The organism is Pantoea sp. 22096 (assembly GCF_052045955.1).
In the GTDB taxonomy this organism is placed as follows: domain Bacteria; phylum Pseudomonadota; class Gammaproteobacteria; order Enterobacterales; family Enterobacteriaceae; genus Pantoea; species Pantoea alfalfae.
The window spans coordinates 125,216-150,198 of record NZ_JBQEPW010000004.1; the positions used below are offsets into that span (position 1 = coordinate 125,216).

General features: G+C 55.8%; 30 protein-coding genes. 15 read left to right on the top strand and 15 right to left on the bottom strand.

Annotated elements, in window-relative coordinates:
* Positions 1-39: 39 nt before the first annotated feature.
* Genes ACTJKZ_RS15215 through fepD form a run of 3 tightly spaced genes read right to left on the bottom strand, consistent with a single transcriptional unit; the run spans position 40 to position 2,791 of the window.
* Entirely contained in the window at positions 40-831 is a 792-nt protein-coding gene (locus ACTJKZ_RS15215; protein WP_315309105.1) for an ATP-binding cassette domain-containing protein, read from the bottom strand.
* Entirely contained in the window at positions 828-1,805 is a 978-nt protein-coding gene (fepG, locus tag ACTJKZ_RS15220) for an iron-enterobactin ABC transporter permease (RefSeq protein WP_440829801.1), read from the bottom strand. Before fepG ends, ACTJKZ_RS15215 begins: the two co-directional genes overlap by 4 nt.
* Entirely contained in the window at positions 1,802-2,791 is a 990-nt protein-coding gene (gene fepD / locus ACTJKZ_RS15225) for a Fe(3+)-siderophore ABC transporter permease (protein WP_440829802.1), read from the bottom strand. Before fepD ends, fepG begins: the two co-directional genes overlap by 4 nt.
* A 147-nt stretch (positions 2,792-2,938) precedes the next feature.
* Between fepD and entS the strand changes: the two genes are divergently transcribed.
* Positions 2,939-4,183 carry an enterobactin transporter EntS gene (entS, locus tag ACTJKZ_RS15230; RefSeq protein WP_440829803.1) on the top strand — a complete coding sequence of 415 codons (1,245 nt, stop codon included), beginning with the start codon at positions 2,939-2,941 and terminating at the stop codon, positions 4,181-4,183.
* On the opposite strand, the gene fepB is transcribed toward entS, so the two are convergent.
* On the bottom strand, positions 4,178-5,146 hold the full coding sequence (fepB, locus tag ACTJKZ_RS15235) for a Fe2+-enterobactin ABC transporter substrate-binding protein (protein WP_440829804.1): 969 nt from the start codon (positions 5,144-5,146) through the stop codon (positions 4,178-4,180). The two genes, entS and fepB, sit on opposite strands and share 6 nt — an antisense overlap.
* A gap of 176 nt (positions 5,147-5,322) precedes the next feature.
* On the opposite strand from fepB, the gene ACTJKZ_RS15240 reads away from it, so the two are divergent.
* From ACTJKZ_RS15240 to ACTJKZ_RS15260, 5 genes are read left to right on the top strand one after another with little or no spacing between them, the layout of a single operon-like run.
* Positions 5,323-6,501, top strand: a complete 1,179-nt coding sequence (locus ACTJKZ_RS15240; protein WP_161731816.1) for an isochorismate synthase — start codon at positions 5,323-5,325, stop codon at positions 6,499-6,501.
* Between the two features lie 10 nt (positions 6,502-6,511).
* Positions 6,512-8,128 (top strand): (2,3-dihydroxybenzoyl)adenylate synthase, encoded by a 1,617-nt coding sequence (locus ACTJKZ_RS15245; RefSeq protein ID WP_440829805.1) that lies wholly within the window; start codon positions 6,512-6,514, stop codon positions 8,126-8,128.
* 18 nt (positions 8,129-8,146) lie between these two features.
* Positions 8,147-9,001 (top strand): isochorismatase family protein, encoded by an 855-nt coding sequence (locus ACTJKZ_RS15250; RefSeq protein WP_253420835.1) that lies wholly within the window; start codon positions 8,147-8,149, stop codon positions 8,999-9,001.
* A complete protein-coding gene (gene dhbA / locus ACTJKZ_RS15255; protein ID WP_161731810.1) occupies positions 8,998-9,756 on the top strand; it encodes a 2,3-dihydro-2,3-dihydroxybenzoate dehydrogenase in 759 nt (252 codons plus the stop codon). Before ACTJKZ_RS15250 ends, dhbA begins: the two co-directional genes overlap by 4 nt.
* A 2-nt stretch (positions 9,757-9,758) precedes the next feature.
* On the top strand, positions 9,759-10,178 hold the full coding sequence (locus tag ACTJKZ_RS15260; RefSeq protein ID WP_202604844.1) for a hotdog fold thioesterase: 420 nt from the start codon (positions 9,759-9,761) through the stop codon (positions 10,176-10,178).
* Between the two features lie 74 nt (positions 10,179-10,252).
* On the opposite strand, the gene cgtA is transcribed toward ACTJKZ_RS15260, so the two are convergent.
* The 3 genes from cgtA to rplU form a co-directional block, all read right to left on the bottom strand.
* Complete coding sequence (cgtA, locus tag ACTJKZ_RS15265) at positions 10,253-11,425, bottom strand: Obg family GTPase CgtA (protein ID WP_013359890.1); 1,173 nt, start codon at positions 11,423-11,425, stop codon at positions 10,253-10,255.
* A gap of 244 nt (positions 11,426-11,669) precedes the next feature.
* On the bottom strand, positions 11,670-11,927 hold the full coding sequence (gene rpmA / locus ACTJKZ_RS15270; RefSeq protein WP_003851093.1) for a 50S ribosomal protein L27: 258 nt from the start codon (positions 11,925-11,927) through the stop codon (positions 11,670-11,672).
* 15 nt (positions 11,928-11,942) lie between these two features.
* Entirely contained in the window at positions 11,943-12,254 is a 312-nt protein-coding gene (gene rplU, locus ACTJKZ_RS15275; protein WP_008925416.1) for a 50S ribosomal protein L21, read from the bottom strand.
* A gap of 256 nt (positions 12,255-12,510) precedes the next feature.
* Between rplU and ispB the strand changes: the two genes are divergently transcribed.
* Both ispB and ACTJKZ_RS15285 read left to right on the top strand, forming a co-directional pair.
* The gene (ispB, locus tag ACTJKZ_RS15280; protein ID WP_008925415.1) at positions 12,511-13,482 is read left to right on the top strand and encodes an octaprenyl diphosphate synthase; all 972 of its coding nucleotides are present in this window, start codon (positions 12,511-12,513) and stop codon (positions 13,480-13,482) included.
* A 237-nt stretch (positions 13,483-13,719) separates the two neighbouring features.
* Complete coding sequence (locus ACTJKZ_RS15285) at positions 13,720-14,004, top strand: helix-turn-helix domain-containing protein (protein WP_161731808.1); 285 nt, start codon at positions 13,720-13,722, stop codon at positions 14,002-14,004.
* 72 nt (positions 14,005-14,076) lie between these two features.
* On the opposite strand, the gene murA is transcribed toward ACTJKZ_RS15285, so the two are convergent.
* The 8 genes from murA to ACTJKZ_RS15325 form a co-directional block, all read right to left on the bottom strand.
* Positions 14,077-15,336, bottom strand: coding sequence for a UDP-N-acetylglucosamine 1-carboxyvinyltransferase (murA, locus tag ACTJKZ_RS15290; protein ID WP_161731806.1), 1,260 nt, complete (start codon positions 15,334-15,336; stop codon positions 14,077-14,079).
* Positions 15,337-15,402: 66 nt separating this feature from the next.
* Positions 15,403-15,660 carry a BolA family iron metabolism protein IbaG gene (gene ibaG, locus ACTJKZ_RS15295; RefSeq protein ID WP_010251880.1) on the bottom strand — a complete coding sequence of 86 codons (258 nt, stop codon included), beginning with the start codon at positions 15,658-15,660 and terminating at the stop codon, positions 15,403-15,405.
* A gap of 113 nt (positions 15,661-15,773) precedes the next feature.
* Positions 15,774-16,079 (bottom strand): lipid asymmetry maintenance protein MlaB, encoded by a 306-nt coding sequence (gene mlaB, locus ACTJKZ_RS15300; protein ID WP_010251883.1) that lies wholly within the window; start codon positions 16,077-16,079, stop codon positions 15,774-15,776.
* Complete coding sequence (mlaC, locus tag ACTJKZ_RS15305; RefSeq protein WP_161731804.1) at positions 16,079-16,714, bottom strand: phospholipid-binding protein MlaC; 636 nt, start codon at positions 16,712-16,714, stop codon at positions 16,079-16,081. The genes mlaB and mlaC overlap by 1 nt, the downstream gene beginning before the upstream one ends.
* Before the next feature lie 15 nt (positions 16,715-16,729).
* Positions 16,730-17,275, bottom strand: coding sequence for an outer membrane lipid asymmetry maintenance protein MlaD (gene mlaD, locus ACTJKZ_RS15310; protein ID WP_161731802.1), 546 nt, complete (start codon positions 17,273-17,275; stop codon positions 16,730-16,732).
* A gap of 4 nt (positions 17,276-17,279) precedes the next feature.
* A complete protein-coding gene (gene mlaE / locus ACTJKZ_RS15315; protein ID WP_161731800.1) occupies positions 17,280-18,062 on the bottom strand; it encodes a lipid asymmetry maintenance ABC transporter permease subunit MlaE in 783 nt (260 codons plus the stop codon).
* 4 nt (positions 18,063-18,066) lie between these two features.
* Positions 18,067-18,882 carry a phospholipid ABC transporter ATP-binding protein MlaF gene (gene mlaF, locus ACTJKZ_RS15320; RefSeq protein ID WP_150011839.1) on the bottom strand — a complete coding sequence of 272 codons (816 nt, stop codon included), beginning with the start codon at positions 18,880-18,882 and terminating at the stop codon, positions 18,067-18,069.
* Positions 18,854-19,111: a hypothetical protein gene (locus ACTJKZ_RS15325; RefSeq protein ID WP_161731798.1), complete on the bottom strand. Its 258-nt coding sequence runs from the start codon at positions 19,109-19,111 to the stop codon at positions 18,854-18,856. The genes mlaF and ACTJKZ_RS15325 overlap by 29 nt, the downstream gene beginning before the upstream one ends.
* On the opposite strand from ACTJKZ_RS15325, the gene ACTJKZ_RS15330 reads away from it, so the two are divergent.
* Genes ACTJKZ_RS15330 through rpoN form a run of 7 tightly spaced genes read left to right on the top strand, consistent with a single transcriptional unit; the run spans position 19,110 to position 24,978 of the window.
* Positions 19,110-20,090, top strand: a complete 981-nt coding sequence (locus ACTJKZ_RS15330) for a calcium/sodium antiporter (protein WP_033731280.1) — start codon at positions 19,110-19,112, stop codon at positions 20,088-20,090. The genes ACTJKZ_RS15325 and ACTJKZ_RS15330 overlap by 2 nt on opposite strands.
* 16 nt (positions 20,091-20,106) lie before the next feature.
* Positions 20,107-21,090: an arabinose-5-phosphate isomerase KdsD gene (gene kdsD, locus ACTJKZ_RS15335; protein ID WP_161731794.1), complete on the top strand. Its 984-nt coding sequence runs from the start codon at positions 20,107-20,109 to the stop codon at positions 21,088-21,090.
* Positions 21,091-21,103: 13 nt separating this feature from the next.
* Positions 21,104-21,670 carry a 3-deoxy-manno-octulosonate-8-phosphatase KdsC gene (kdsC, locus tag ACTJKZ_RS15340; RefSeq protein WP_161731792.1) on the top strand — a complete coding sequence of 189 codons (567 nt, stop codon included), beginning with the start codon at positions 21,104-21,106 and terminating at the stop codon, positions 21,668-21,670.
* Entirely contained in the window at positions 21,667-22,239 is a 573-nt protein-coding gene (gene lptC / locus ACTJKZ_RS15345; RefSeq protein ID WP_161731790.1) for an LPS export ABC transporter periplasmic protein LptC, read from the top strand. Before kdsC ends, lptC begins: the two co-directional genes overlap by 4 nt.
* The gene (gene lptA / locus ACTJKZ_RS15350) at positions 22,214-22,765 is read left to right on the top strand and encodes a lipopolysaccharide ABC transporter substrate-binding protein LptA (RefSeq protein ID WP_033731276.1); all 552 of its coding nucleotides are present in this window, start codon (positions 22,214-22,216) and stop codon (positions 22,763-22,765) included. Before lptC ends, lptA begins: the two co-directional genes overlap by 26 nt.
* A 5-nt stretch (positions 22,766-22,770) precedes the next feature.
* Entirely contained in the window at positions 22,771-23,496 is a 726-nt protein-coding gene (gene lptB / locus ACTJKZ_RS15355) for an LPS export ABC transporter ATP-binding protein (protein WP_009092467.1), read from the top strand.
* A 48-nt stretch (positions 23,497-23,544) separates the two neighbouring features.
* Complete coding sequence (gene rpoN, locus ACTJKZ_RS15360) at positions 23,545-24,978, top strand: RNA polymerase factor sigma-54 (RefSeq protein ID WP_161731788.1); 1,434 nt, start codon at positions 23,545-23,547, stop codon at positions 24,976-24,978.
* Positions 24,979-24,983 lie beyond the last annotated feature (5 nt).

Sequence of the window (24,983 nt, forward strand, 5' to 3'; positions counted from 1 at the left end):
CATCCTGACCTGCGCTTTTTTCACCGGAGAAGCCGCGGGTCAGCCTCTGCCCAGCGGTACAATCATCGGCGTACCGGCCACCGGATCGTTAATGATGATGCAGCGCAGGCCGTAGATCGCGTCTATCAGTTCCGGCGTTACAATCTCCGCCGGTTTTCCTTCGGCAACGATTTTCCCGTCGCGCATCGCTATCAGGTGGCTGGCGTAGCGGCACGCCTGATTAAGATCGTGCAGCACCACCACCAGCGTTCGGCCATGCTGCTGATTGAGATCCTGCATTAATTCCAGCAGTTCAATCTGATGGGCAATATCCAGCCAGGTGGTCGGTTCATCCAGCAGCAATAGCGGTGTCTGCTGAGCCAGCACCATCGCAATCCACACCCGCTGCCGCTGACCGCCAGAGAGCGTATCAACCTGCTGCTGCGCTAAATCGGCCACGCCGGTGGCCTGCATGGCCTGCTGCACCGCTGCCTCATCTTCCTGTCGCCAGCGCCCGAACAGCGACTGGTGCGGATAACGCCCGCGCGCCACCAGTTCGCTGACGCTGATACCCGCAGGCGCGTTCGAGCTTTGCGGCAGCAGCCCCAGCCGGCGTGCCACCTCTTTGGTGGCGTAGTGAGCAATGGTATTGCCATCCAGCAGCACCTCGCCCTGCAGCGGCGAGACCAGGCGGCTTAAGGTACGCAGCAGCGTCGATTTTCCGCAGGCGTTGGGACCGATGATCACGGTCAGCTCACCGTCAGGGATCGCCACAGAGAGATTCTCCGCCACGATTTTTTTGTCATAGCCCAGCGTCAGCGCGTCGCCCTGCAAACGTGTTGTCACTTTCATTGACGTCGTGCCTCCCGCACCAGTTGTGCAATCAGATAGAGTCCGCCCAGGCTGACCGTGATTACGCCAACCGGCAGCTGATAAGGCAGGAAAAAGTGCTGCGCGGCGTAATCTGCGGCGATTAATAGCAGCGCGCCACACAAGGCAGCCAGCGGCAGCGCGCCTTTGGTGCCACCACTGAGCCGCCGCGCAATCTGCGGTGCCAGCAACGCAATAAAGGCGATCGGACCGACCAGCGCCGTCGAGGCGGCGGTGAGGATAACGCCTGTCAGCATCAGCATGACGCGGCTGCGCTCAACCGGAACGCCCAGCGCGCAGGCCGTGTCGTCACCCATCTCCAGCAGTCGCATGCGGCGGGCCAGCATGCCTGTTGCCAGCAGCGCCAGCAGCAGCACGATGATCACCGGCGTGGTTTTCGCCCAGGTAATACCGTTAAGTGAACCGGCGCTCCAGAGCCCGGCGCTCAGTGCCGCCTCCAGTGAAGCACTGATAATTAGCCAGCTGTTCAGCGCCATCAGCAGTGCCCGCACGCTGATACCCACAATAATCAGCCGGAAAGTCTCTACGCCGTTGCGCCAGCTGAACAGCCAGACCACACCCGCTGTGAGCAGTCCGCCAAGCAGTGCTGCCAGCGTCATCCCTTCCATGTTTTGCTGGAACAGCACCAGCGCCACCAGTACACCGCTATAAGCGCCAGTGTTAAAACCCAGAATATCGGGACTGCCCAGCGGGTTGCGCAGCAGCGACTGGAAAATCGCCCCGCTGACGCCGAGCGCCGCACCAATCAGCAGCGCCATCATGACGCGCGGCAGACGCCACTCCAGTACAATCAGCTGAACATTGCGCGCTGCCTCGCCGTTGAGAAGTGCCCATAACTGGCTGGCGGAGATCGGTAAGGTGCCGTGCGTGAAGCCCAGAAAAGTCAGCATCCCGCAGGCCATCAGCAGCAGCGCATTGATCATCGTCCGTGTCATATTTGCCCTCTTCCCAGCTTACGGCGCACCAGCACAATCAGCATCGGCGCACCGAGAATGGCCGTGACAATTGACACGCGCAGTTCACCCGGTATCAGCAGCCGTCCAAGAATATCGGCGGCCAGCAGCAGACAGGGCGTGATCACAAGGGTTCCCGGCAGCATCCAGCGATGATCGTTGCCCAGCAGCCAGCGGGCCAGATGCGGTGTCATTAACCCGACAAAGGCGATGGGTCCGACTGCCGCCGTCGCCGCACCGCTCAGCAGTGCAATCGCCAGCAATCCCACCAGTTGAGTACGCATCACACGGGTGCCCAGCGCGGTTGCCATATCCCCGCCCATACTCAGGCTGTTAAGCGAACGTGCCAGCAGCAGCGCCAGCATGCTTCCGGCTACGACTGCCGGAAAGACAGTGCGCAGAATGGCGAAATTACGGATATCCAGCGAGCCGCTGTGCCAGAAACGCAGATGATCGTAAATATCGGGATTAAGCAGCGACAGGCCAGACGTTAAGCCCTCCAGCACCGCACCCAGCGCCACGCCTGCCAGTGTCAGACGCAGTGGATTCACGCGGCCGCCGCCGATCGCCCCCGTCAGGGCCACCAGCAGCGACGCCAGCAGTGCACCCGTAAAAGCAAAACCCAGCCATTCTGCGGGTGAATCTGCGCCAGAGAGAGCGATGCCGAGCACCACCGCAAAACCCGCTCCGGCATTCACACCAAGAATGCCTGGGTCGGCCAGTGGATTGCGTGTCAGGCTCTGCATCAGTGCGCCCGACAGACCTAAACTGATCCCGGCCAGCAGTCCCGCCAGGGTTCGCGGCAGCCGGGCATCGCGCACGATCACGCAATCGATGCGGCTGCAGTCGGAGAGTAAGGCATGTGTGACATCATGAAAGGGGACAGGTCTGGCACCCAGCATCAGGCTGAGCGCAATAAGCAACAATAGCAGCATCCCTGAACCGGCTATTGCACGGAGTTGACGCATAACGTTTAAACCTTCACGAATTCAACATGGCCCGCAATTGCGAGTGTTTATGATAATGATACTTGTTATCGTTATTAACTATTTTTTGTATGTTACCATGACTCTCAGATTCAATAATGAGGAAAATGGGTGCAAAAAAGCGACGCTATGAACAAACCCTCCCATTTTATCGATCTCACTCTGCTGAGAACCCATCCCGCCTTTCGCGCCCTGTTTATCGCCCGCTTTATCTCGATTGTCGCTCTCGGCATGCTGGCGGTGGCGGTCCCGGTTCAGATTCAGCAGCTGACGCAATCACCATTGCTGGTAGGACTGGCGGTGACGCTGGCCGGAGCCGGTATGTTTATCGGCCTGCTGACCGGCGGCGTGCTGGCCGATCGCTATGAGCGTCGTCGCCTGATCCTGTTTGCCCGATCCACCTGTGGCCTGGGCTTTGCCGCGTTGTGCATAAATGCCCTGCTCCCTTCACCGTCGGTCATCGCCGTCTTCGTGCTGGGACTCTGGGATGGCTTTTTCGGCGCGATAGGCGTCACGGCGCTGCTGGCGGCCACGCCGGCGCTGGTCGGGCGTGAGAATCTGATGAAGGCGGGTGCCATTACTATGCTGACGGTGCGCTTTGGCGCGATTCTGTCACCCGCGATTGCGGGTATGGTGATTGCTCAGGGCGGTGTGGCGTGGAACTACGGGCTGGCCGCGTTCGGCACGCTGCTGACGGTGTTAACCCTGTTGCGATTGCCGCCGCTTGCGCCACCGCAGCAGCCGCGTGAACATCCCATAAAGGCACTAAGCAGCGGCGTCCGCTTCCTGTTCGATACGCCGATTGTAGGTATGGCGGCGCTGACTGGCGCGCTGGTGACGTTAGCCAGCGCGGTGCGCGTGCTCTATCCGGCGCTGGCCCCTCACTGGCAGGTCGGTCTGACGGAGCTGGGGCTGATGTACGCCGCCGTGCCGTTGGGTGCTGCGACAGGCGCGCTGACCAGCGGACGGCTGGCGCAGTCGCCACAGCCGGGCCGCCTGATTCTGGTCAGTGCCATCGCGGCATTCGTCGCACTGGCTCTGTTCAGCCTGATGCCGTGGTTCAGCCTGAGTCTGATCTGCCTCGTGGCCTTTGGTTATTTCAGTGCCATCAGCAGCCTGGTGCAGTACGCGATGATTCAGACGCTGACGCCCGATGCACTGCTTGGCAGGATCAACAGCCTCTGGACAGCGCAGAATGTCACCGGCGATGCGATAGGTGCAGCAATCATTGGCGCGATGGGTTCACTGCTGTTGCCGCAGCAGGCAGCCGCCCTCTCTGGCCTGGCAGCCACCGTGCTGGGTCTCATCATGTGGCTGCTGATGGGCCGCCTGCGACGCTATCAACGGCCTGCCCCCGCCGAAGCCACATCATGATTTCACGAACAGCGCTTCCAGCCGCGTCAGTAAATGACTGGCGCTGTAGTAGTCGAGACGAAAGCTATCCAGCCCCAGCGCATAGACCGCTTTAGCGCGCACCGCTGGGGTCTGCGCCAGAAAAGCATTGCTCATTACCTGCGCAGCCGTGTTATCTTCGGCGGCAAACAGCAGATAAGTCTGCCCATTCAGGCCTTCCGCCAGATTTTCGCCTGACAGCTGAAGAATATCTTTACGCTGTCCCATGCTGTGAGCGGACTGAAGCGTCGCCGGTGGCGTTGCCAGCGTGAAGCCCAGCGCCTGCAGTAACTTCCCCTGTGCCGATGCCTCCGTCCAGAGATTCACAGCCCGGCCATCTCCGTTCCATACCATTGCAGAAACCGGCTGCGGAGGCAGGGTCAGCTTTGCCTTCAGCGCCTTTTCACGCGCGTCGAACTCGCTTATCCGGTCAGCGGCATCCGCCTCATGCCCGGTCGCCTCACCCAGCAGCGTCACCAGCTGCTGCCAGCTTTTATCGTCATAGTTAACGACCAGTACCGGTGCAATCGCCGAGAGCTGATCGGCCAGTTTGATCGCTGAATCATTACCGGTGGCGCTGACCACAATCAGGTCTGGCGCTTCCGCAGCGATCGCTTCCGCATTGGGTTCACCAATATAGAGCCGCTTTACGCCACGCTGTTTCGCCACACGCCCCCACTGCCGGAAGAATCCCTGCTCATCAGCCAGCCGGCTGCCGGGTGCGGTTGCGCCACTGGCAACTACCGGCGCATCAATCGCCAGCAGCGATCCGGTCAGGGTGACACTGGTCGAGACAATGCGAGTCGGTGCCTGAGCCAGGGTGACCTGACCTTTTGCCCCCGCGAAGGTGCGCGGCCAGCCGGTCTGTGCAACAGCGGTCACGCTGAACAGAGTGATACTCAGCAAAAACAGCGCTAATGCCGACGTTACTCCCTGTTTAGTCATTTGTTTTCATCCTATTTCTCTCCGGTAATCCGGGCGACAACTTGTGCTGATTTAACCAACAAAACCAGCTGAATCACCGCGTATTTATTGACACCTTCGGCTATTCGACGTAGGTTACTGCAACATAATACAAATGATAATCATTATTAGTTATCTTATCATTTATAGGTGAAATTATGGTGGAATCGCTGGCATTTGAACATCCCCTGCTGCAGGATTTTCCGGCACTCTGCCGTGGCTTCCTGTTTACTTCTCCCTGGCGAAGCCTGACAACTCAGGGCTGTTTTACGACACTCACTGCCCCGGTAAACCAGGGTGAGCAGCTGACCGGAGAGTTTCAGCAACAACTGCAGCATCATTTTGCCTCGGCCAGAAAACAGGGCATAGCCCATCCCATTCTGGTGGGTGCGATCCCGTTCGATGTGGATCAGCCCGCAGCGCTGTTTATCCCTGAGTCATATCAGACCTTTCAACGTGACGATCTGAAAGCCCGTGCCTCATCGGCTGAAAGCGAGCTGCCAGAAGTTCGTCGCCGTACCGCGCTGCCGGATCACGACACCTTCACTGACATGGTTGCGCAGGCCGTGGCAGCCACGCGGCGCGGCGATCCGGATAAAGTGGTGCTGTCGCGGCTGATGGAAATCGTGGCGGAACAACCGGTCGATACGGCCGCCCTGATGCAGCGCATCGTGGCGCAGAACCCTGACAGCTATCACTTTCATCTGCCGCTGCCCGATGGCGGCGCGCTGGTGGGGGCCAGCCCGGAACTGATGATTCGTAAGCAGGGCCGCCAGTTCAGCTCCTGTCCGCTGGCCGGTTCAGCGCCGCGCAACAACGATCCACAGCGTGACCAGGCCTCAGGTGACAGCCTGATGCAGTCAGCCAAAGACCGGCATGAACATAAACTGGTGACGGATGCGATGCGCATGACGCTGCAGCCGCGCAGTCGCCTGCTGTCGGTCCCGGAAACCCCTTCCCTGCTGACCACCGCCACGCTGTGGCACCTCGCTACGCAGATTCGGGGCGAAGTACTGGACGACCGCGAAAATGCACTGTCACTGGCCTGCCTGCTGCATCCGACACCAGCGCTCAGCGGATTTCCGCATCAGCGTGCTCAGGCGCTGATTCAGCAACTTGAACCGTTTGAGCGTCAGCTGTTTGGCGGCATCGTCGGCTGGTGTGACGATCAGGGCAACGGCGAATGGGTCGTCACCATTCGCTGCGGCACGGTGAATGGTCCGCGGGTCCGGCTGTTTGCTGGCGCGGGGATCGTGGCGGACTCACAACCTGAATCCGAGTGGCGCGAGACCGGCGTCAAACTCGACACCATGCTTCGCGCTTTTGGATTGCACTAAAGGAACCTGTATGACGATTTCTTACAGCCGCTGGCCGGACGATCTGGCTGCTCGTTACCGTGAAAAAGGGTACTGGCTGGATCTGCCGATGACCGACATCCTGGAGCGTCACCGCGACAGCGAATACGTGGCGGTGATTGATGGCGACCGGCAATTTACCTATCGCCAGATGGCCTCACTGAGTGACAATCTGGCAGCAGCGCTGCAGCGTCGTGGCCTGAAACCCGGTCATACGGCGCTGGTGCAGCTTGGCAACGTGGCGGAATTTTATCTGACGCTGTTTGCGCTGTTCAAAATCGGCGTCGCCCCGGTTAATGCCTTGTTCAGCCATCAGCGTACCGAACTGGTCGCCTATGCCAGTCAGATCGCGCCGCGCCTGTTGATTGCCGATCGCAGCCATCCCCTGTTCGCCGATGATGCCTTTATCACGCAGCTTCGCCGGGAACAGCCTTCACTGCAGCAGGTGATCCTGCGTAATGACGCTCATGCGGAAAACCGTCTCGACGCCCTGCTGGCAGAACCCGCAGGTGACTTCAGGGCAACCCCGACCGCAGGCGATGACGTCGCTTTTTTCCAGCTGTCGGGCGGCAGTACCGGCACTCCGAAGCTGATCCCGCGTACCCACAATGATTACTACTACAGCATCCGGGAAAGTGACGTGATCTGCGGGGTCAACGCAGATACCCGTTACCTGATTGCTCTGCCCGCTGCACATAATTTCCCGATGAGTTCTCCGGGCGCGCTGGGCGTCTTTTACGCGGGCGGCCAGGTGATCTTAGCGGCCGATCCCAGCGCGACCCTCTGTTTTCCGCTGATTGAAAAACATCAGGTAACTGATACCGGCCTGGTTCCACCCGCGGCCAGTCTCTGGCTGCAGGCGATTCAGGAATGGGGCAGCAATGCCGCGCTGGCCTCACTGCAACGTATTCAGGTCGGTGGCGCAAAGCTGGGCGAAACGCTGGCCGCGCGCATCCAGAACGAGATTGGCTGTACCCTTCAGCAGGTGTTTGGTATGGCGGAAGGTCTGGTGAATTACACCCGGCTGGATGACGATGAACAGACCATTCTCACTACGCAGGGACGCCCTGTTTCTCCGGATGACGAGGTATGGGTTGCAGACGAACAGGGACATCCGCTACCGGTGGGTGCCATTGGTCGCCTGATGACGCGCGGTCCTTATACGTTCCGTGGCTACTACAACAGCCCGGAACATAACGCCGCCAGCTTTGATGACCAGGGCTTCTACTGCTCTGGCGATCTGGTTGAGATCACCCCCGCTGGCAACATCATTGTGCAGGGTCGGGAGAAAGATCAGATCAACCGGGGCGGCGAAAAGATCGCAGCTGAAGAGATTGAAAACCTGCTGCAGCGCCATGCGGATGTGATCCACGCAGCGCTGGTCTCTATGAGCGACGAACTGATGGGTGAAAAGAGCTGTGCTTTTATTGTCACCCGTCAGCCGGTGAAACCGGTGGCGCTGCGTCGTCACCTGCGTGAACTGGGCGTCGCAGAATTTAAGCTGCCCGACCGTATTACCTGCGTAGATGCTCTGCCGCTGACCGCGGTCGGCAAGGTGGACAAGAAACGTCTGCGCCAACAACTTGCCGATCAACAAGCGCAAGCCTGATCTGTCCGGAGATTTTCAATGGCTATTCCACAACTGACCTCTTATCTGCTGCCAGCCGCCACCGAGTTGCCCAACAACAAAGTGAAATGGATGCTGGAGCCGGGACGTGCCGCCCTGCTGATCCACGATATGCAGCGCTATTTTCTCAACTTCTGGGGCGAAAATAGCCCGCTGGTTGAGCAGGTCGTTGACAATATTGTCCGCCTGCGACGCTACTGCAAAGCGCAGGGTATTCCGGTGTTTTACACCGCTCAGCCAAACGCGCAGAGCGATAAAGATCGTGCGCTGCTTAACGATATGTGGGGACCCGGACTGAATAAGCATCCCGATCAGCAGAAGATCGTGGAGGCGCTGGCACCGGATGAGGACGATCATGTCCTGACCAAATGGCGCTACAGTGCATTTCACCGCTCGCCGCTGGAGGCGATCCTGCAGGAGATGGGGCGCGATCAGCTGATTATCACCGGCGTCTATGCCCATATTGGCTGCCTGACCACCGCCACCGATGCGTTTATGCGCAATATTCAGCCGTTTATGGTGGCCGATGCGCTGGCTGACTTCAGCCGTGAGGAACATATGATGGCGCTGACCTACACCGCGGGCCGTAGCGGAAAAGTGGTGATGACCGCCGATCTGATGCCTGTGCCACTCAGCAAAGATGATTTGCGCGCGTTGATCCTGCCGCTGCTGGAAGATGATGAGGTGCCGGACGATGATGAAAACCTGATCGACTACGGGCTGGATTCGGTACGCGTGATGGCGCTGGCGGCACGCTGGCGTCAGGTACATCGTGACATTGATTTTGTCAGCCTGGCCAAAAACCCGAGCATTGATGGCTGGTGGGCGCTGCTGTCGCGGGAGCCGGCGAAATGAGCCACACATTCGACTTCAGCGGTAAAATCGTCTGGGTAACCGGTGCCGGCCAGGGCATCGGCTATCATACTGCGTTAGCCTTTCATCAGGCGGGCGCGCAGGTAGAGGCGTTTGATCTGCGGTTCCAGAGTGATGATTATCCGTTTCCCTGCCACACGATGGATGTGGCCGATCCGGCTCAGGTCAAAACGATCTGCCAGCGCGTATTAGCCGTCCAGCCGCGCATTGATGTGCTGGTCAACGCAGCCGGTATTCTGCGTACTGGTGCCACCGATGAGCTCTCGTTTGCCGACTGGCAGGCCTGTCTTAACGTCAATGCGGGCGGTGCATTTAATCTGTTCCAGCAGACGCTGCCACGCTTTCGTGAACAGCGCACCGGTGCCATCGTTACTGTCGCATCGAATTCAGCGCATGCCCCACGTATCGGCATGTCCGCTTATGGTGCGTCAAAAGCCGCGCTGCGCAGCCTCTGTCTGACCGTGGGTCTGGAGATGGCGCCTTACGGCGTGCGCTGTAATATCGTTTCGCCTGGCTCCACCGACACCGATATGCAGCGCAGTCTGTGGCACACACCGACCGGTGAGCAGGAGATGATTGCGGGCTTCCCGGATCAGTTCAAGCTGGGTATTCCGCTGGGCAAGATTGCGCAGCCGCAGGAGATTGCGGCCACCGTTCTGTTTCTCGCGTCGGATCTTGCCAGCCATGTGACGCTGCAGGATATTGTGGTCGATGGCGGCGCAACCCTGGGAGCATGATGATGACAGCGATCTGGAAACGATCCATTGATCTTCCTGCGCTGAACGCGCTGGGTGAGAACTCTCTGGTGGCCCATCTGGGTATCGTTTTTACCGCAATAGGTGACGATTATCTGGAAGCGACGATGCCGGTCGATGCCCGGACGCAACAGCCGTTCGGGCTGCTGCATGGCGGTGCCTCTGTGGTGCTGGCGGAGTCGATGGGTTCAATTGCCGGGTATATGGCGGTAGAGGAAGGCAGCAGCGTGGTTGGCGTAGAAGTGAATGCCAGCCATCATCGTGCGGTTTCTGCGGGTCTGGTGCGCGGAATTTGCCGTCCACTGCATCTGGGTAAACGCAGTCAGAGCTGGCAGATTGAGATTCGGAACGGTCGGGATCAGCTGTGCTGCAGTGCGCGACTGAGCGTAGCGGTCATGAACTAGCGGCAGAAAGAACGATGCCCCCCTTTCAGCACTGAAAGGGGGGCATCGCATATCACGCAGTAGCAGGCGATCGGTTAACGCTGATAGATAATTTCAACGCCTTCGTCGTCTTCATCATCCCAGTCGTCATCCCACTCTTCATCTTCCACTTCGACCGTGTTTTCAATGGTTTCTTTGTGGTAATCATCCCACATGAATTCCACTTTCTCCGGCTGCTTCTCTTCAAGCTCCGCTTCTTTCGGGTTAGCGTTGATGAAGCTCATCACGTCCCAGCAGAGTTCTTTGACGCCGGTCTGGCTTGCGGCAGAGATCAGGTAATATTTATCTTCCCAGCCCAGCGCTTCAGCAACCGCTTTAGCCCGTGACTGCGCTTCTTCTTCACTGATTAGATCAATTTTGTTGAAGACCAGCCAGCGTGGTTTGTTGAACAGCTTCTCGCTATATTTTTCCAGCTCGCCGAGGATGATACGGGCATTTTCAACCGGATCGCTTTCATCAATAGGGTCGATGTCGATCAGGTGAAGCAACACGCGGCAGCGTTCAAGGTGCTTCAGGAAGCGAATGCCGAGGCCTGCGCCCTCTGCTGCACCTTCAATCAGACCCGGAATATCGGCCACGACGAAGCTCTGCTCGCTGTCCATACGCACTACGCCCAGGCTTGGCACCAGGGTGGTAAACGGATAGTCCGCTACTTTAGGTTTGGCTGCCGAGACGGCACGAATAAAGGTCGATTTACCGGCATTCGGTAAGCCCAGCATCCCGACGTCCGCCAGCAGCATCAGCTCCAGCTGCAGGTCACGCTTTTCACCTGGGGTACCCATGGTTTTCTGGCGCGGACTGCGGTTCACTGACGATTTGAAACGGGTGTTGCCCAGGCCATGCCAGCCGCCTTTACCGACCATCAGTTTCTGGCCGTGGCGCGTCATGTCGCCGAGTGTCTCACCGGTACCCTGGTCGATAACCCGGGTGCCGACCGGCACTTTAACTTCGATATCTTTACCACGTTTACCGGTACAGTCGCGGCTCTGGCCGTTCTGCCCACGCTCGGCGCGGAAAGATTTTTCGAAACGATAATCGATAAGGGTATTGAGGTTTTCATCAGCGATCAGATAAACGTCACCGCCGTCACCACCATCACCCCCGTCAGGGCCGCCTCTCGGGATATATTTTTCGCGGCGGAAGCTTACGCAACCATTACCGCCATCACCGGCGACGACCAGAATTGTCGCTTCATCAACAAACTTCATTTTTTAAATCTCCGTCACACAATCGTCTGCAGCACTCTGCAGACGGGTCCGCCAGGGTCTTCTGCGCTGACCAGCGGCGGATAAATCAGGATTGGCTTTCGCCAGTGCGTACACAAAGTGTACAGCAAACTTTTGTGATGCGTCGCTTTTACCGCGACAGACCGCAGAATGTAAAAAGCCCCGCAGGAGCTGCGGGGCCTTCAATTCGTGCGTTCAGACGTCAGACGTCTGCGTCACGACAACCTTACTCAGCAACGATGCTGATGTATTTACGGTTGTTCGGACCTTTAACTTCGAACTGTACTTTGCCGTCTGCGGTAGCAAACAGGGTGTGGTCACGACCACAACCTACATTGGTACCGGCGTGGAATTTGGTGCCACGCTGACGAACGATGATGCTACCTGCCAGAACAGATTCACCACCGAAACGTTTTACACCCAGACGTTTTGCATTGGAGTCACGACCATTTCGAGTCGAACCACCAGCCTTTTTATGTGCCATTTGTCAGATCTCCTCTTACGCCGTGATACCAGTGATTTTCACATCAGTGAACCACTGGCGATGGCCTGCTTGCTTACGGTAGTGCTTACGACGACGAAACTTAACAATCTTAATTTTTTCGCCACGACCGTGAGCAACAACTTCTGCCTTGATCATTCCGCCTGAAACCAGTGGCGCGCCGATTTTCACGTCTTCGCCATTAGCAATCATCAGAACCTGGTCAAACTCAATCGTTTCACCGGTTGCGATGTCCAGCTTTTCCAGGCGAACGGTCTGACCTTCGCTTACTCGGTGTTGTTTACCACCACTTTGGAAAACCGCGTACATATAAAACTCCGCTTCTGCGCTTGCCTTTTAGTTCATCAGGCGGCGCGCTAAATATTCACAATAGGGCGCGAATTCTACGCAAAACTCCAGAAGAAGACAAGAGCACTTTGCACACTCTTGCAGAAAAAAAACACAGGCTGAATGCAACCGTTTCTCAGGCACAAAATTCAAGTACAATCAGTAACAGATTACCTGAACGCTGGCTGGGTAAACCACTTACCATGGCAGAGATAACGAGTCATAGCTGAAAAGACGAATGAACTTAGAACAGATTAATGAATTAACCGCACAGGATATGGCTGCCGTTAACCAGACCATCCTCGACCAGCTGAATTCGGATGTCTCGCTCATCAACCAGTTGGGCTACTACATCATCAGTGGTGGGGGCAAGCGTATCCGTCCCATGATTGCCGTGCTATCCGCACGTGCCATGGGCTACAAGGGCGACCTGCACGTGACCAATGCGGCGCTGATCGAATTTATCCACACCGCCACGCTGCTGCATGACGATGTCGTGGATGAATCCGATATGCGTCGTGGCAAAGCGACCGCGAACGCGGCGTTTGGCAATGCGGCAAGCGTGCTGGTCGGTGATTTTATTTACACTCGTGCCTTCCAGATGATGACCAGCATGGGGTCGCTGCGTATCCTGGCGCTGATGTCAGAAGCAGTAAACGTCATTGCTGAGGGCGAAGTCCTGCAACTGATGAACGTTAACGATCCCGACATTACCGAAGAGAGCTACATGCGCGTGATTTACAGTAAGACCGCGCGCCTGTTTGAAGCAGCCTCACAGGCTTCGGCGATACTGGCTGAAGCCACGCCTGAAGAGGAAAAGGCGCTGCAGGATTATGGGCGCTATCTGGGTACTGCTTTCCAGTTAATTGACGATTTGCTGGATTACAGTGCTGACGGCGAGACGCTGGGTAAAAATACCGGCGATGACCTGAGCGAAGGCAAACCGACGCTGCCGCTGCTGCATGCCATGCAGCACGGCTCGCCTGAACAGGCGAAGATGATCCGTGAAGCTATTGAGCAGGGAAATGGCCGCCATCTGCTTGAGCCGGTGCTGGAGGCGATGAATCAGTGTGGTTCGCTGGAATGGACGCGCAGCCGCGCGGAACAGGAAGCGGATAAAGCGATTGAAGCCTTGCGGATTCTGCCCGAATCCCCCTGGCGCAGCGCGCTGGAGTCGCTGGCACACATGTCAGTTCAGCGCGACTTCTGATCCCTCACGGAGCCTGCCGGGCTCCGTTTTTACGACCCTGCTCTCACTTCTTTTTGTTCCCTATTAGCTATTGCACTCCTGTTGCGTGCCACGACACAGACCAGAAGCTGGATCCAAATATTACTGGAAATTATCAGGAAACATTTGCTATAAAATTCTGACTATTTCCAGATAATGGTAAAAGGAAAACCAGCATCTCGCTGGACGATGCAATGACAAGGAAAAGGAGAACAGGTTATGCAAGAAAGAAAGGAAGACTGGCACCCGGCTGACATTATCGCGGCGCTGCATAAGCGTGGTATGACACTGGCGGCGCTGTCACGCGCAGCAGGCCTGAGTTCATCAACGCTGGCTAATGCACTGACGCGTCCCTGGCCCAAAGGCGAATGGCTGATTGCCGACGCGATTAAGGTTCATCCCAGTGAGATCTGGCCCAGCCGCTATTACGATCCCGATACAAACTGTCTGCTGGATCGCAGAAAACGTATCCGGACGCCTGCCGATCAGACGGATAATGCCTGAGATCTCAGGCGATCCTCAGGCGAAAAAAAACCAGCCCCCGCGGGGGCTGGCTATTTCAGCGCATCTGCAGAACTACTCTTCGCTGACGCGCTCGATGTTCGCGCCCATCGCTTTCAGCTTATCTTCGATGTGCTCATAGCCACGATCAATATGATAAATGCGATCAACGAACGTCGTTCCTTCCGCAATGCAACCTGCCAGAACCAGGCTGGCAGACGCACGCAAATCGGTCGCCATCACCTGCGCACCTGACAGGGTTTCAACCCCGTGACAGATCGCTGTGTTGCTCTCAATCTCAGCATGTCCGCCCATACGAATCAGTTCCGGAATATGCATGAAACGGTTTTCAAAAATGGTTTCGGTAATCACGCCCGTGCCTTCCGCAACCATATTTAACAGAGTGAACTGCGCCTGCATATCGGTCGGGAAACCCGGATGCGGTGCGGTGCGCACATTGACCGCTTTTGGTCGCTTGCCATGCATATCCAGACTGATCCAGTCTTCACCGGTTTCGATATCGGCACCCGCATCACGCAACTTCGCCAGCACTGCATCCAGCGTATCGGGCTGAGTTTTATGACACATTACTTTACCGCCTGAAATAGCGGCAGCCACCAGGAAAGTACCGGTTTCGATACGATCGGGCAGGACGGTATAGACACCGCCACCCAGACGCTCTACGCCTTCGATAGTAATTTTGTCGCTGCCTGCACCACTGATTTTAGCGCCCAGGGTATTAAGGAAGTTGGCTGTATCGACAATTTCCGGCTCACGCGCCGCATTCTCGATTACGGTAGTACCAGTCGCCAGCGTTGCAGCACTCATGATGGTCACGGTTGCGCCAACGCTGATTTTGTCCATGACAATCAGCGCGCCCTTCAGGCGGCCATTGACTGACGCTTTAACATAGCCCTCTTCCAGCTTGATCTCGGCACCCAGCTGTTCCAGACCGGTAATGTGCAGGTCAACCGGGCGCGCGCCAATCGCGCAGCCACCCGGCAGGGAAACCTGACCCTGACCAAAACGTGCCACCAGTGGACCCAGTGCCCAGATTGAGGCACGCATGGTTTTGACCAGATCGTAAGGCGCACAGAATACATCTACCGCGCTGGCATCGACATGCACAGAACCGTTGCGTTCCACCTTCGCACCCAGCTGGCTCAGCAGCTTCATGGTGGTATCAATGTCGCGCAGCTTTGGCACATTCTGGATCTCAACTGGCTCTTCAGCCAGCAGGGCAGCAAACAGAATAGGAAGCGCGGCGTTCTTCGCCCCGGAAATGGTTACTTCACCACTTAAGCGGGTGGGGCCTTGCACACGAAATTTGTCCATTAACACGGCTCTCAATTAACTAGCTAAAGATTGGACTCGCCAGCGACGAGTTCACCACGCTGGGGATCAGAAACCGTTGAGTTTACGGTCACGCGCCCATTCAGCGGGAGTATAGGTTTTGATAGAGACAGCATGAATGCGGTTATCCGCAATAAATTCCATCAGCGGCGCGTAGACAGCCTGCTGCTTTTTGACGCGGCTCAGTTCGCCAAACAGTTCGCCTACGGCGATCACCTGAAAATGGCTGCCATCGTTGCTCATCACGTGCACTTCGTCTAAAGGCAATGCTGCCATCAGCACGGCCTGAATTTCACTGTTTTCCATTGGGCTTAACTTCACTTAATAATAATAAGGCTGACATAGTAGAGGAAAGCGGCTGACTCTTAAATACGCAAAAGCCCCTGTTGAAAACAGGGGCTTAGCATAACAACCGGAAATCAGGCGCTTTTATCCGCAGAAACAATAATCTGTTGCAGATTGTAAAGCGTAATCAGCGAATGCAGTTTGTCGCTGATGCCCGTAAAGCGAGGGGTAATACCCTGTGCCCGTGCGATTTCCCGCAGGTGCACCAGCAGGGCAAGTCCGGAAGAGTCCACACGCTCCAGCGCCGCGACATCGATGGTATCGACATCTTTAATCAGCGTCTCACGTTGCTGCCACAGGCTCATTAACGTGTCGCGATCCAGTTCGCCTTTCAGCAATAGCGTGCTGGCTTCCCGCTCCCAGCGTAACGATTCGTGCATTATTTTTGTTTATCCAGCGTGATGGGCTGTGCCGCAGAGGATTTCAGTTGCGCTGTCAGACCATCGATACCTTTAGTACGCAACAGATCGCTCCACTCATTTTGTTTGGTGGTGATCATGCTGACGCCTTCAGCGATCATGTCATAAGCCTGCCAGTTACCGCTCTGGCTGTTTTTACGCCACTGGAAGTCGAGGCGAACCGGTGGGCGACCATTTGGATCGATAATGGAGACCCGAATGGCGACAATCTGAGCATCGCCCAATGGCTGCTCAGGCTGAATCTGGTAGCTCTGACCGTTGTAGAGTGCCAGAGCCTGACCATAAGCCTGTGCCAGATAGTCACCAAAGGCGCTGAAGTAGGCTTCACGCTGCGCCGGGGTCGAATCACGATAGTAGCGGCCCAACACTAACGCGCCCGCATATTTGATCTGTACATAGGGCAGCAGCTCCTGACGCACAATCTGACGCAGGTAGTTTGGATCCTGCTTGATTTTAGGCTGCTCATTTTTAAGACGGGTAAAGGTCTTTTCCGCCGCTTCGTTCATCAGCTTGTAGGGATTGCTTTGATCGGCCGCTGTCGCCGTTAGCGGTACGGCAACCACCAGCATGGCAATCATCAGTAAACGTTTAAACATGGTATACCCTCTTCTTTAAGGTTGAGCCGGTGCCGCAGGCGCAGCACTGTCGCCTTCCTGCGCATCCTTGTTGTCACTGTTTTGTTTGTTATCGCCGCTCTTGTAAAGGAACTGGCCAATCAGGTCTTCAAGCACCATGGCTGACTTGGTATCGCGTAGCGTATCGCCATCTTTCAGCATCGCCGAACCGAGTTCAGGATCGTCAAAGCCTAAGTTGAGCGCCAGAAACTGCTCACCCAGCAGTCCCTGCGTGCGTATCGCCAGCGAGCTGGTGTCTGAAATTTTATTCGCATACTGATCGCTGATCTCCATCGTGACACGTGGCAGCAGCGTTTTCGATTCAAGCTCAATGTCCGTTACCCGGCCAATCACTACACCGCCAATTTTGACCGGCGAACTGGCTTTCAGGCCGCCGATATTGTCAAACGTGGCGTAAAGTTTCCACGTTGGCTCTGTGCCCATCGACTTTAAATCGGCGACGCGCAGACAGAGAAACAATGCGGCGATCAACGCCATAATCATAAAAATGCCAACCCAGATTTCGCTTTTTTTGCTTTGCATTGCATCAATTCCCAAACATCAGTGCTGTCAGCACAAAATCCAACCCGAGCACCGCCAGTGAAGCATGTACTACGGTACGCGTTGTCGCGCGACTGATCCCTTCAGAAGTGGGAATCGCGTCATAGCCATTAAAAAGAGCAATCCAGGTAACCGTCACGGCAAAGACGGTGCTTTTGATGATGCAGTTAACAACGTCGGTGCGGAAATCGACCGCGTTCTGCATGGCTGACCAGAAGAAACCAGGATCGATTCCCTTCCAGCTCACGCCAACCAGTGCACCGCCAGCGATGCCAACGGCAGTAAAGATCAGTGCGAGTAGCGGCATGCTAATAAAACCGGCCCAGAAGCGCGGCGAAACAACGCGACGCAACGGATCCACCGCCATCATCTCCATACTGGAGAGCTGTTCAGTGGCTTTCATCAGACCGATTTCAGCCGTGAGCGCCGAGCCTGCCCGTCCGGCAAACAGCAGCGCGGTCACGACCGGCCCCAGCTCACGCAGCAACGACAGCGCCACCAGCATACCCAGACTGGTTTCAGCACCGTATGTGGTGAGTACCAGATAACCCTGAAGTCCGAGTACCATGCCGATAAACAGGCCAGACACCACAATAATCAGTAACGACAACACGCCAACACTATAGAGCTGTTTAATCAGTAGCGGCGAATGTCTGCGAAACGCGGGTTTTCCTACCAGCGCGTGAAACAGCATTAATCCTGCGCGTCCAAAACTGGCGCACGTTTCAATTCCCTGACGACCGAATGACGCCAGCGCCTTCAAGACCATCTGTTTAGTTACTCCCTGAGCCGGTTAAATCAGCGAGATAGTCGCCGGCAGGAAAACGGAAGGGAACCGGACCATCCGCATCGCCATCAATAAACTGGCGGACGCGCGGGTCATTATTCTCTCGCAGTTCCGGCGTGGTGCCGTGTGCGATAATTTTTTGTCCGGCCACGATATAGGCATAGTCCGCGATACTCAGTACTTCCGGTACGTCGTGCGAGACCACAATACAGGTCAGGCCCAGAGCATGGTTAAGTTCGTCGATCAATTTTACCAGCACGCCCATAGTAATGGGATCCTGACCGACAAAGGGTTCGTCGAACATGATCAGCTCCGGTTCAAGGGCAATCGCGCGCGCCAGCGCCACACGACGCGCCATTCCGCCCGACAGCTCAGCCGGTTTAAGTTGAGCTGCACCACGCAGACCCACGGCTTCCAGCTTCATTAATACCGTGCTGTGCAGAATAGGTGCGGGAAGACGGGTATGTTCGCGCAGCGGCCAGGCGACATTTTCATAGACCGTTAAGTCAGTAAATAGCGCGCCAGACTGGAACAGCATGCTCATCTTTTTGCGCGCTTCGTACAATTTAGCGCGAGACAATGACGGAATGTTTTCGCCACGGAAAAAGATTTCCCCGCTAGTTGGCTGAAGTTGCCCCCCAATCAAGCGTAGCAGAGTGGTTTTTCCTATTCCCGACGGTCCCATTATCGCCGTCACTTTGCCTTTTGGCACGGTCAGCGAAATGTCGTCGAAGATGGTGCGATCTCCGCGCGAAAAACTCACGCCACGAACCTCAACCAGATTCGTTTGCTGCTGGATCATTATTACCTCTTGTAAGGATCGGGCGTAAACATGGGGTACGATGGTAGCCTGTTCGGTCCTGATTCACGATAGCTTTACAGAAACTTACCGCTAAGATTTGGCGAAAATGGTCATTAAATTTACTTTTGCCGTTCAGACGGTCAAAATCAGCGGCTGTCTCGCCAAACAGAACCTTAAACCGGTCGGGAAAGGCATTGCCGGCCTGGGTTTTTACGCAAGGATTTTTCATGTTCGTAGCTTCTGCACTGCTGATTATCGGTTTGCTTTTACTGGCATATGGTGCCGATCGTCTGGTGTTTAGCGCCTCTATATTGTGTCGATCATTTGGCATCCCGCCACTGATCATTGGCATGACCGTTGTCAGCATAGGCACCTCGCTGCCAGAAATGATCCTCTCCTTTTCTGCGGCCCAGCATGGCCAGATGGATCTGGCTGTTGGTACCGCGCTTGGCTCGAATATTACCAACATTTTACTCATTCTCGGTGCCGCTGCGCTAATGCATCCACTCAGCGTTCATTCTAATCTGATACGTCGTGAACTGCCGTTGATGTTGCTGGTTACCCTGCTCAGCGGATTCATGCTGTTTGACAATCAGCTTAGTCGACTGGATGGAATTGGCTTGATCGCCATCGCCGCTATTTATCTGATGGTGGTGATTCGCATTGCGCGTAAAGCAGAACGGGACAACAACGACACCCTGACGCGCGAGCAGCTGGCCGAGCTGCCCCGCGAAGAGAGCGGAAATACGGTGGCCTTCCTCTGGCTGGCCGTCGCGCTGATTATCCTGCCGATGTCGACCCGGATGGTGATCGACAATGCCACCGCCTTTGCCGACTACTTTGGCGTCAGCGAACTGGTGATGGGCCTGACGCTTATCGCCGTGGGCACCAGCCTGCCCGAGCTGGCGACGGTGATTGCCGGGGCACTGAAAGGTGAAGATGATATCGCGATCGGCAACCTGATCGGCGCCAACATTTATAATATTGCTATCGTGCTGGGCCTGCCGGCGCTGATTCACCCCGGCAGTATCGACTATCACGCCTTTGCCCGTGATTACTGGGTGATGCTGGGGGTCAGCGTGCTGTTTGCCCTGCTCTGCCTGCTGCGTCGCCGACGCGTTGGCCGCATCGCCGGCCTGATTTTACTCTGTGGTTTCTTCGTCTGGGTGACGCTGCTGTGGATGCAGCCGGCATTCATGGACGGCTAACAAGGACAGACTCACTATGTCATATCAGCAACCAACAGCTTTTGATTTTCAGCAGGCGGGAAAAAACGTCCTGCGCATTGAGCGTGAAGGACTGGAACAGCTCGATCAATATATTAATGACGATTTCGCCCGCGCCTGCGCCCTGATCTACGCCTGCCAGGGGAAAGTGGTGGTGATGGGCATGGGCAAGTCTGGTCATATCGGCAAAAAAATGGCGGCGACCTTTGCCAGTACCGGCACGCCAGCGTTTTTTGTTCATCCGGCCGAAGCCAGCCATGGCGACCTGGGCATGGTGAGCAAAAATGATGTCGTGATCGCCATCTCCAACAGCGGTGAGTCGAACGAAATCCTCGCGCTGATTCCGGTGTTAAAACGCCAGCATATTGCGCTGATCTGCATAACCGGACGGCCTGACAGCGCGATGGGCCGGGTTGCCGATGTGCATCTGTGTGTCCATGTTCCCCAGGAAGCCTGCCCGTTAGGCCTTGCGCCAACCACCAGCACCACAGCCACACTGGTGATGGGCGACGCGCTGGCGGTTTCGTTACTTGAAGCGCGTGGATTCACGGCGGAAGATTTCGCCCTCTCCCATCCTGGCGGAGCGCTGGGCCGCAAACTACTGCTGCATGTATCCGATATCATGCACAGCGGCGATGAGCTGCCGCACGTCACCCGTGACGCCTCACTACGTGATGCGCTGCTGGAAATTACCCGCAAAAATCTGGGACTGACGGTCATTGTCGACGGTTTGATGAAAATTGAAGGTATCTTTACCGATGGTGACCTGCGCCGCATCTTTGATATGGGCATCGATTTTCAGCGCGCCACTATCGGGGAAGTGATGACGCCAGGTGGCATCCGCGTCCGGCCAAATATGCTGGCGGTTGAAGCCCTGAACCTGATGCAGACCAAAAACATTACCTCGATTCTGGTGGCCGATGACGATCATCTGCTCGGTGTGGTACATATGCATGACATGCTGCGCGCTGGCGTAGTCTGAACAGGAAAAGAAAATGCAACAGGCAATTCCCACGATTGACACCTGCTATGGACCGGTCAGTGCTGACGTCATGGCGCGCGCCAGCAACATTCGTCTGCTGATCTGCGACGTCGATGGCGTCATGTCCGACGGGGTGATCTACATGGGGAACAATGGCGAAGAGCTGAAAGCCTTCAACGTGCGGGATGGTTACGGTGTACGCTGTTTACTGACCGCCGATGTGGAAGTGGCTATTATTACCGGCCGCAATGCCCGTCTGATGGAAGATCGCTGCAAAACGCTCGGCATCCGTCATCTTTATCAGGGACAATCCGATAAGCTTTTGGCCTATCGTGAACTTCTGGATAAACTGTCTCTCTCTGATGAGCAGGTCGCCTATATCGGTGACGACCTGATCGACTGGCCGGTTATGGCGAAAGTGGGATTAAGCGTGGCAGTAGCGGATGCACATCCGATTCTGTTGCCGCGCGCGCAGTATGTCACGCGGATTGCGGGTGGACGCGGCGCAGTACGCGAAGTATGTGACCTGATCTTAATGGCGCAGAACAAATTTGAGGATGCCAAAGGGCAATCAGTATGAGTAAAAGCAGGCGTTGGATAACGCTGATTCTGACCTTGATTGCACTGGTTTTGATCGGCTGGAATCTTACCAACCAGGATGGCGATAGCACGCCAGTCGGGACGAATGGTCAGTCGCCGACCTATACCAGTGACGATTCTCACACTGTGGTGTATAACCCGCAGGGCGCGCTGTCATATAAACTGGTCTCTGACAAAGTGACCTATTTCTCGGATGACGAGCTGAGCTGGTTCGACAATCCGGTAATGACCACCTTTGATGAGAACAAAGTTCCCACCTGGACGTTACGCGCAGATAAAGCAAAGCTCACCAAAGATCGTATGCTTTATCTGTATGGCCATGTTGAGCTGAATACGCTGACGCAGGATTCCCAGCTTGAGCGGATCAAAACCGATAATGCACAGATTAATCTTGTCACTCAGGACGTTACCTCTGATGACCAGGTGACATTGTATGGCCGCAGCTTTAACTCCACCGGCATGAAAATGCGCGGCAATTTACGGACAAAAAACGCCGAGTTAATCGAGAAGGTCAAAACCTCTTATGAAATTCAAAATGAACAAAAATAGCCTGAAGATTTTACTGGCCAGCATGTTACTGGCAACCAGCGTTCCGGCGCTGGCCCTGACCGGTGACTCGGACAAGCCCGTCAATATTGACTCGCAGAATCAGGCGCTGGATTTGCAGGGCAATGTCGCGACCTTTACCGGCAATGTCATCGTGACGCAGGGCTCTATCAAAATCACGGCGGACAAAGTCGTGGTGACCCGTCCGGGCGGCGACAGCAAGAAAACCATCGTTGACGCCTACGGTAATCCTGCCACTTTCTATCAGATGCAAGACAGCGGTAAGCCGGTTCAGGGCCATGCCTCAAAACTGCACTACGAACTGGCTAACGATTTCGTTGAACTGACCGGCAATGCGTTCATTGAACAGCAGGACAGCAACATCAAAGGTGATCGTATTACCTACCTGGTAAAAGAGCAGAAAATGCAGGCTTACAGCCAGGGCCAGAACAAGCGCGTCACGACCGTCCTGGTGCCGTCGCAACTTCAGGATAAAGGTTCGTCCAACAGCGGAAAGAAGAGTAACTGATAGCTATGGCCACATTAATCGCAGAAAACCTGGCGAAGGCATATAAAGGCCGTCGCGTGGTAGAAGATGTCAGTCTGCAGGTAAAGTCCGGCGAGATTGTCGGCCTGCTCGGCCCGAACGGGGCCGGTAAGACCACCACCTTTTACATGGTGGTAGGTATTGTCCCGCGTGACGCGGGCCGCATTGTTATTGATGATGAAGATATCAGTATCCTGCCGCTGCATGCACGTGCGCGCCGTGGCATCGGCTATCTGCCGCAGGAGGCATCGATTTTCCGTCGCCTCAGCGTCTACGATAACCTGATGGCGGTACTGCAGATTCGTGATGACCTGACCGAAGAGCAACGTCAGGATCGCGCCCGTGAGCTGATGGAAGAGTTTCACATCGAGCACCTGCGCGACAGCATGGGTCAGGCACTGTCGGGTGGTGAACGACGTCGTGTTGAGATTGCCCGCGCGCTGGCTGCCAATCCAAAGTTTATTCTGCTGGATGAACCTTTTGCCGGGGTTGACCCTATCTCCGTTATCGACATCAAGAAGATCATTGAGCATCTGCGTGACAGCGGCCTCGGCGTTTTGATTACCGACCACAACGTACGCGAAACGTTAGCGGTCTGTGAGCGGGCCTATATCGTCAGCCAGGGCCACCTGATTGCGCATGGTACACCCAATGAAATTCTTGCGGATGAGCAGGTTAAGCGGGTTTATTTGGGTGAAGAGTTCAGACTCTGATAAGGTGTCGTTAATACCGATGTTTACCTGGGAACTACCATCCTGTCTATGAAGCAAGGTTTACAACTCAGGTTCAGCCAACAGCTGGCAATGACTCCACAATTGCAGCAGGCGATTCGTCTGCTGCAACTCTCCACGCTTGAACTCCAGCAGGAGTTACAGCTTGCACTGGAAAGTAATCCACTGCTTGAGCAGACCGATCTGCATGATGAGATTGACTCCCGGGAATCGTCGGAAGCCGAAGCGCTGGATACACGTGAAGCGCTTGAGCAGAAAGAGATGCCTGATGAGCTGCCGCTGGATGCCACCTGGGATGAAATCTACACCGCTGGCACCCCTTCCGGCACGGGTACCGATTATCAGGATGATGAGTTACCTGTCTATCAGGGTGAAACCACGCAGTCACTGCAGGATTACCTGATGTGGCAGGTCGAATTGACGCCTTTCAGTGATACCGACCGCGCAATCGCGACGTCTATCGTCGATGCTATTGATGACACCGGATATCTCACCGTCTCGCTTGAGGAGATCCTCGACAGCATTGGCAACGATGAGCTTGAAGCGGATGAGGTTGAGGCGGTGCTGAAACGTATCCAGCGTTTTGACCCGATTGGTGTGGGCGCACGCGATTTGCGTGACTGTCTGCTGGTTCAGCTTTCGCAGTATGCACCAGAGACACCGATGCTGGCTGAAGCGCGCCTGATTGTCAGCGAACATCTCGATCTGCTGGCCAATCACGACTTCCGCAGCCTGATGCGCGTCACGCGCCTCAAAGAAGAGGTGCTGAAAGAGGCGATGCTGCTGATTCAGTCACTGGACCCGCGTCCGGGTCAGTCGATCAACACTGGCGAGCCGGAATATGTTATCCCCGACGTGCTGGTACGTAAGGTTGGCAACCGCTGGACGGTTGAACTCAATGCCGACAGCCTGCCACGTCTGAAGATTAATCAGCACTACGCGGCAATGGGTGGCGCAACGCGCAATGACAGCGACAGTCAGTTCATTCGCAGTAATCTGCAGGAAGCGCGCTGGCTGATTAAGAGTCTGGAAAGCCGTAATGACACGCTGCTGAAAGTCACGCGCTGTATCGTTGAGCAGCAGCAGGCGTTCTTCGAGCAGGGTGAAGAATTTATGCGTCCGATGGTGCTGGCCGATATCGCCCAGGCCGTTGAGATGCACGAATCGACCATTTCCCGTGTTACCACGCAGAAGTATCTGCACAGCCCGCGTGGCATTTTTGAACTGAAGTACTTTTTCTCCAGCCACGTTAATACGGAAGGTGGCGGCGAAGCCTCCTCTACCGCGATCCGGGCTCTGGTGAAGAAATTAATTTCGGCGGAAAACCCAGCCAAACCCTTGAGCGACAGTAAACTGACCTCCATGTTATCTGATCAGGGGATCATGGTGGCACGGCGTACCGTCGCCAAATATCGTGAGTCTTTATCCATCCCGCCATCGAACCAGCGTAAACAACTGGTTTGAAAGAA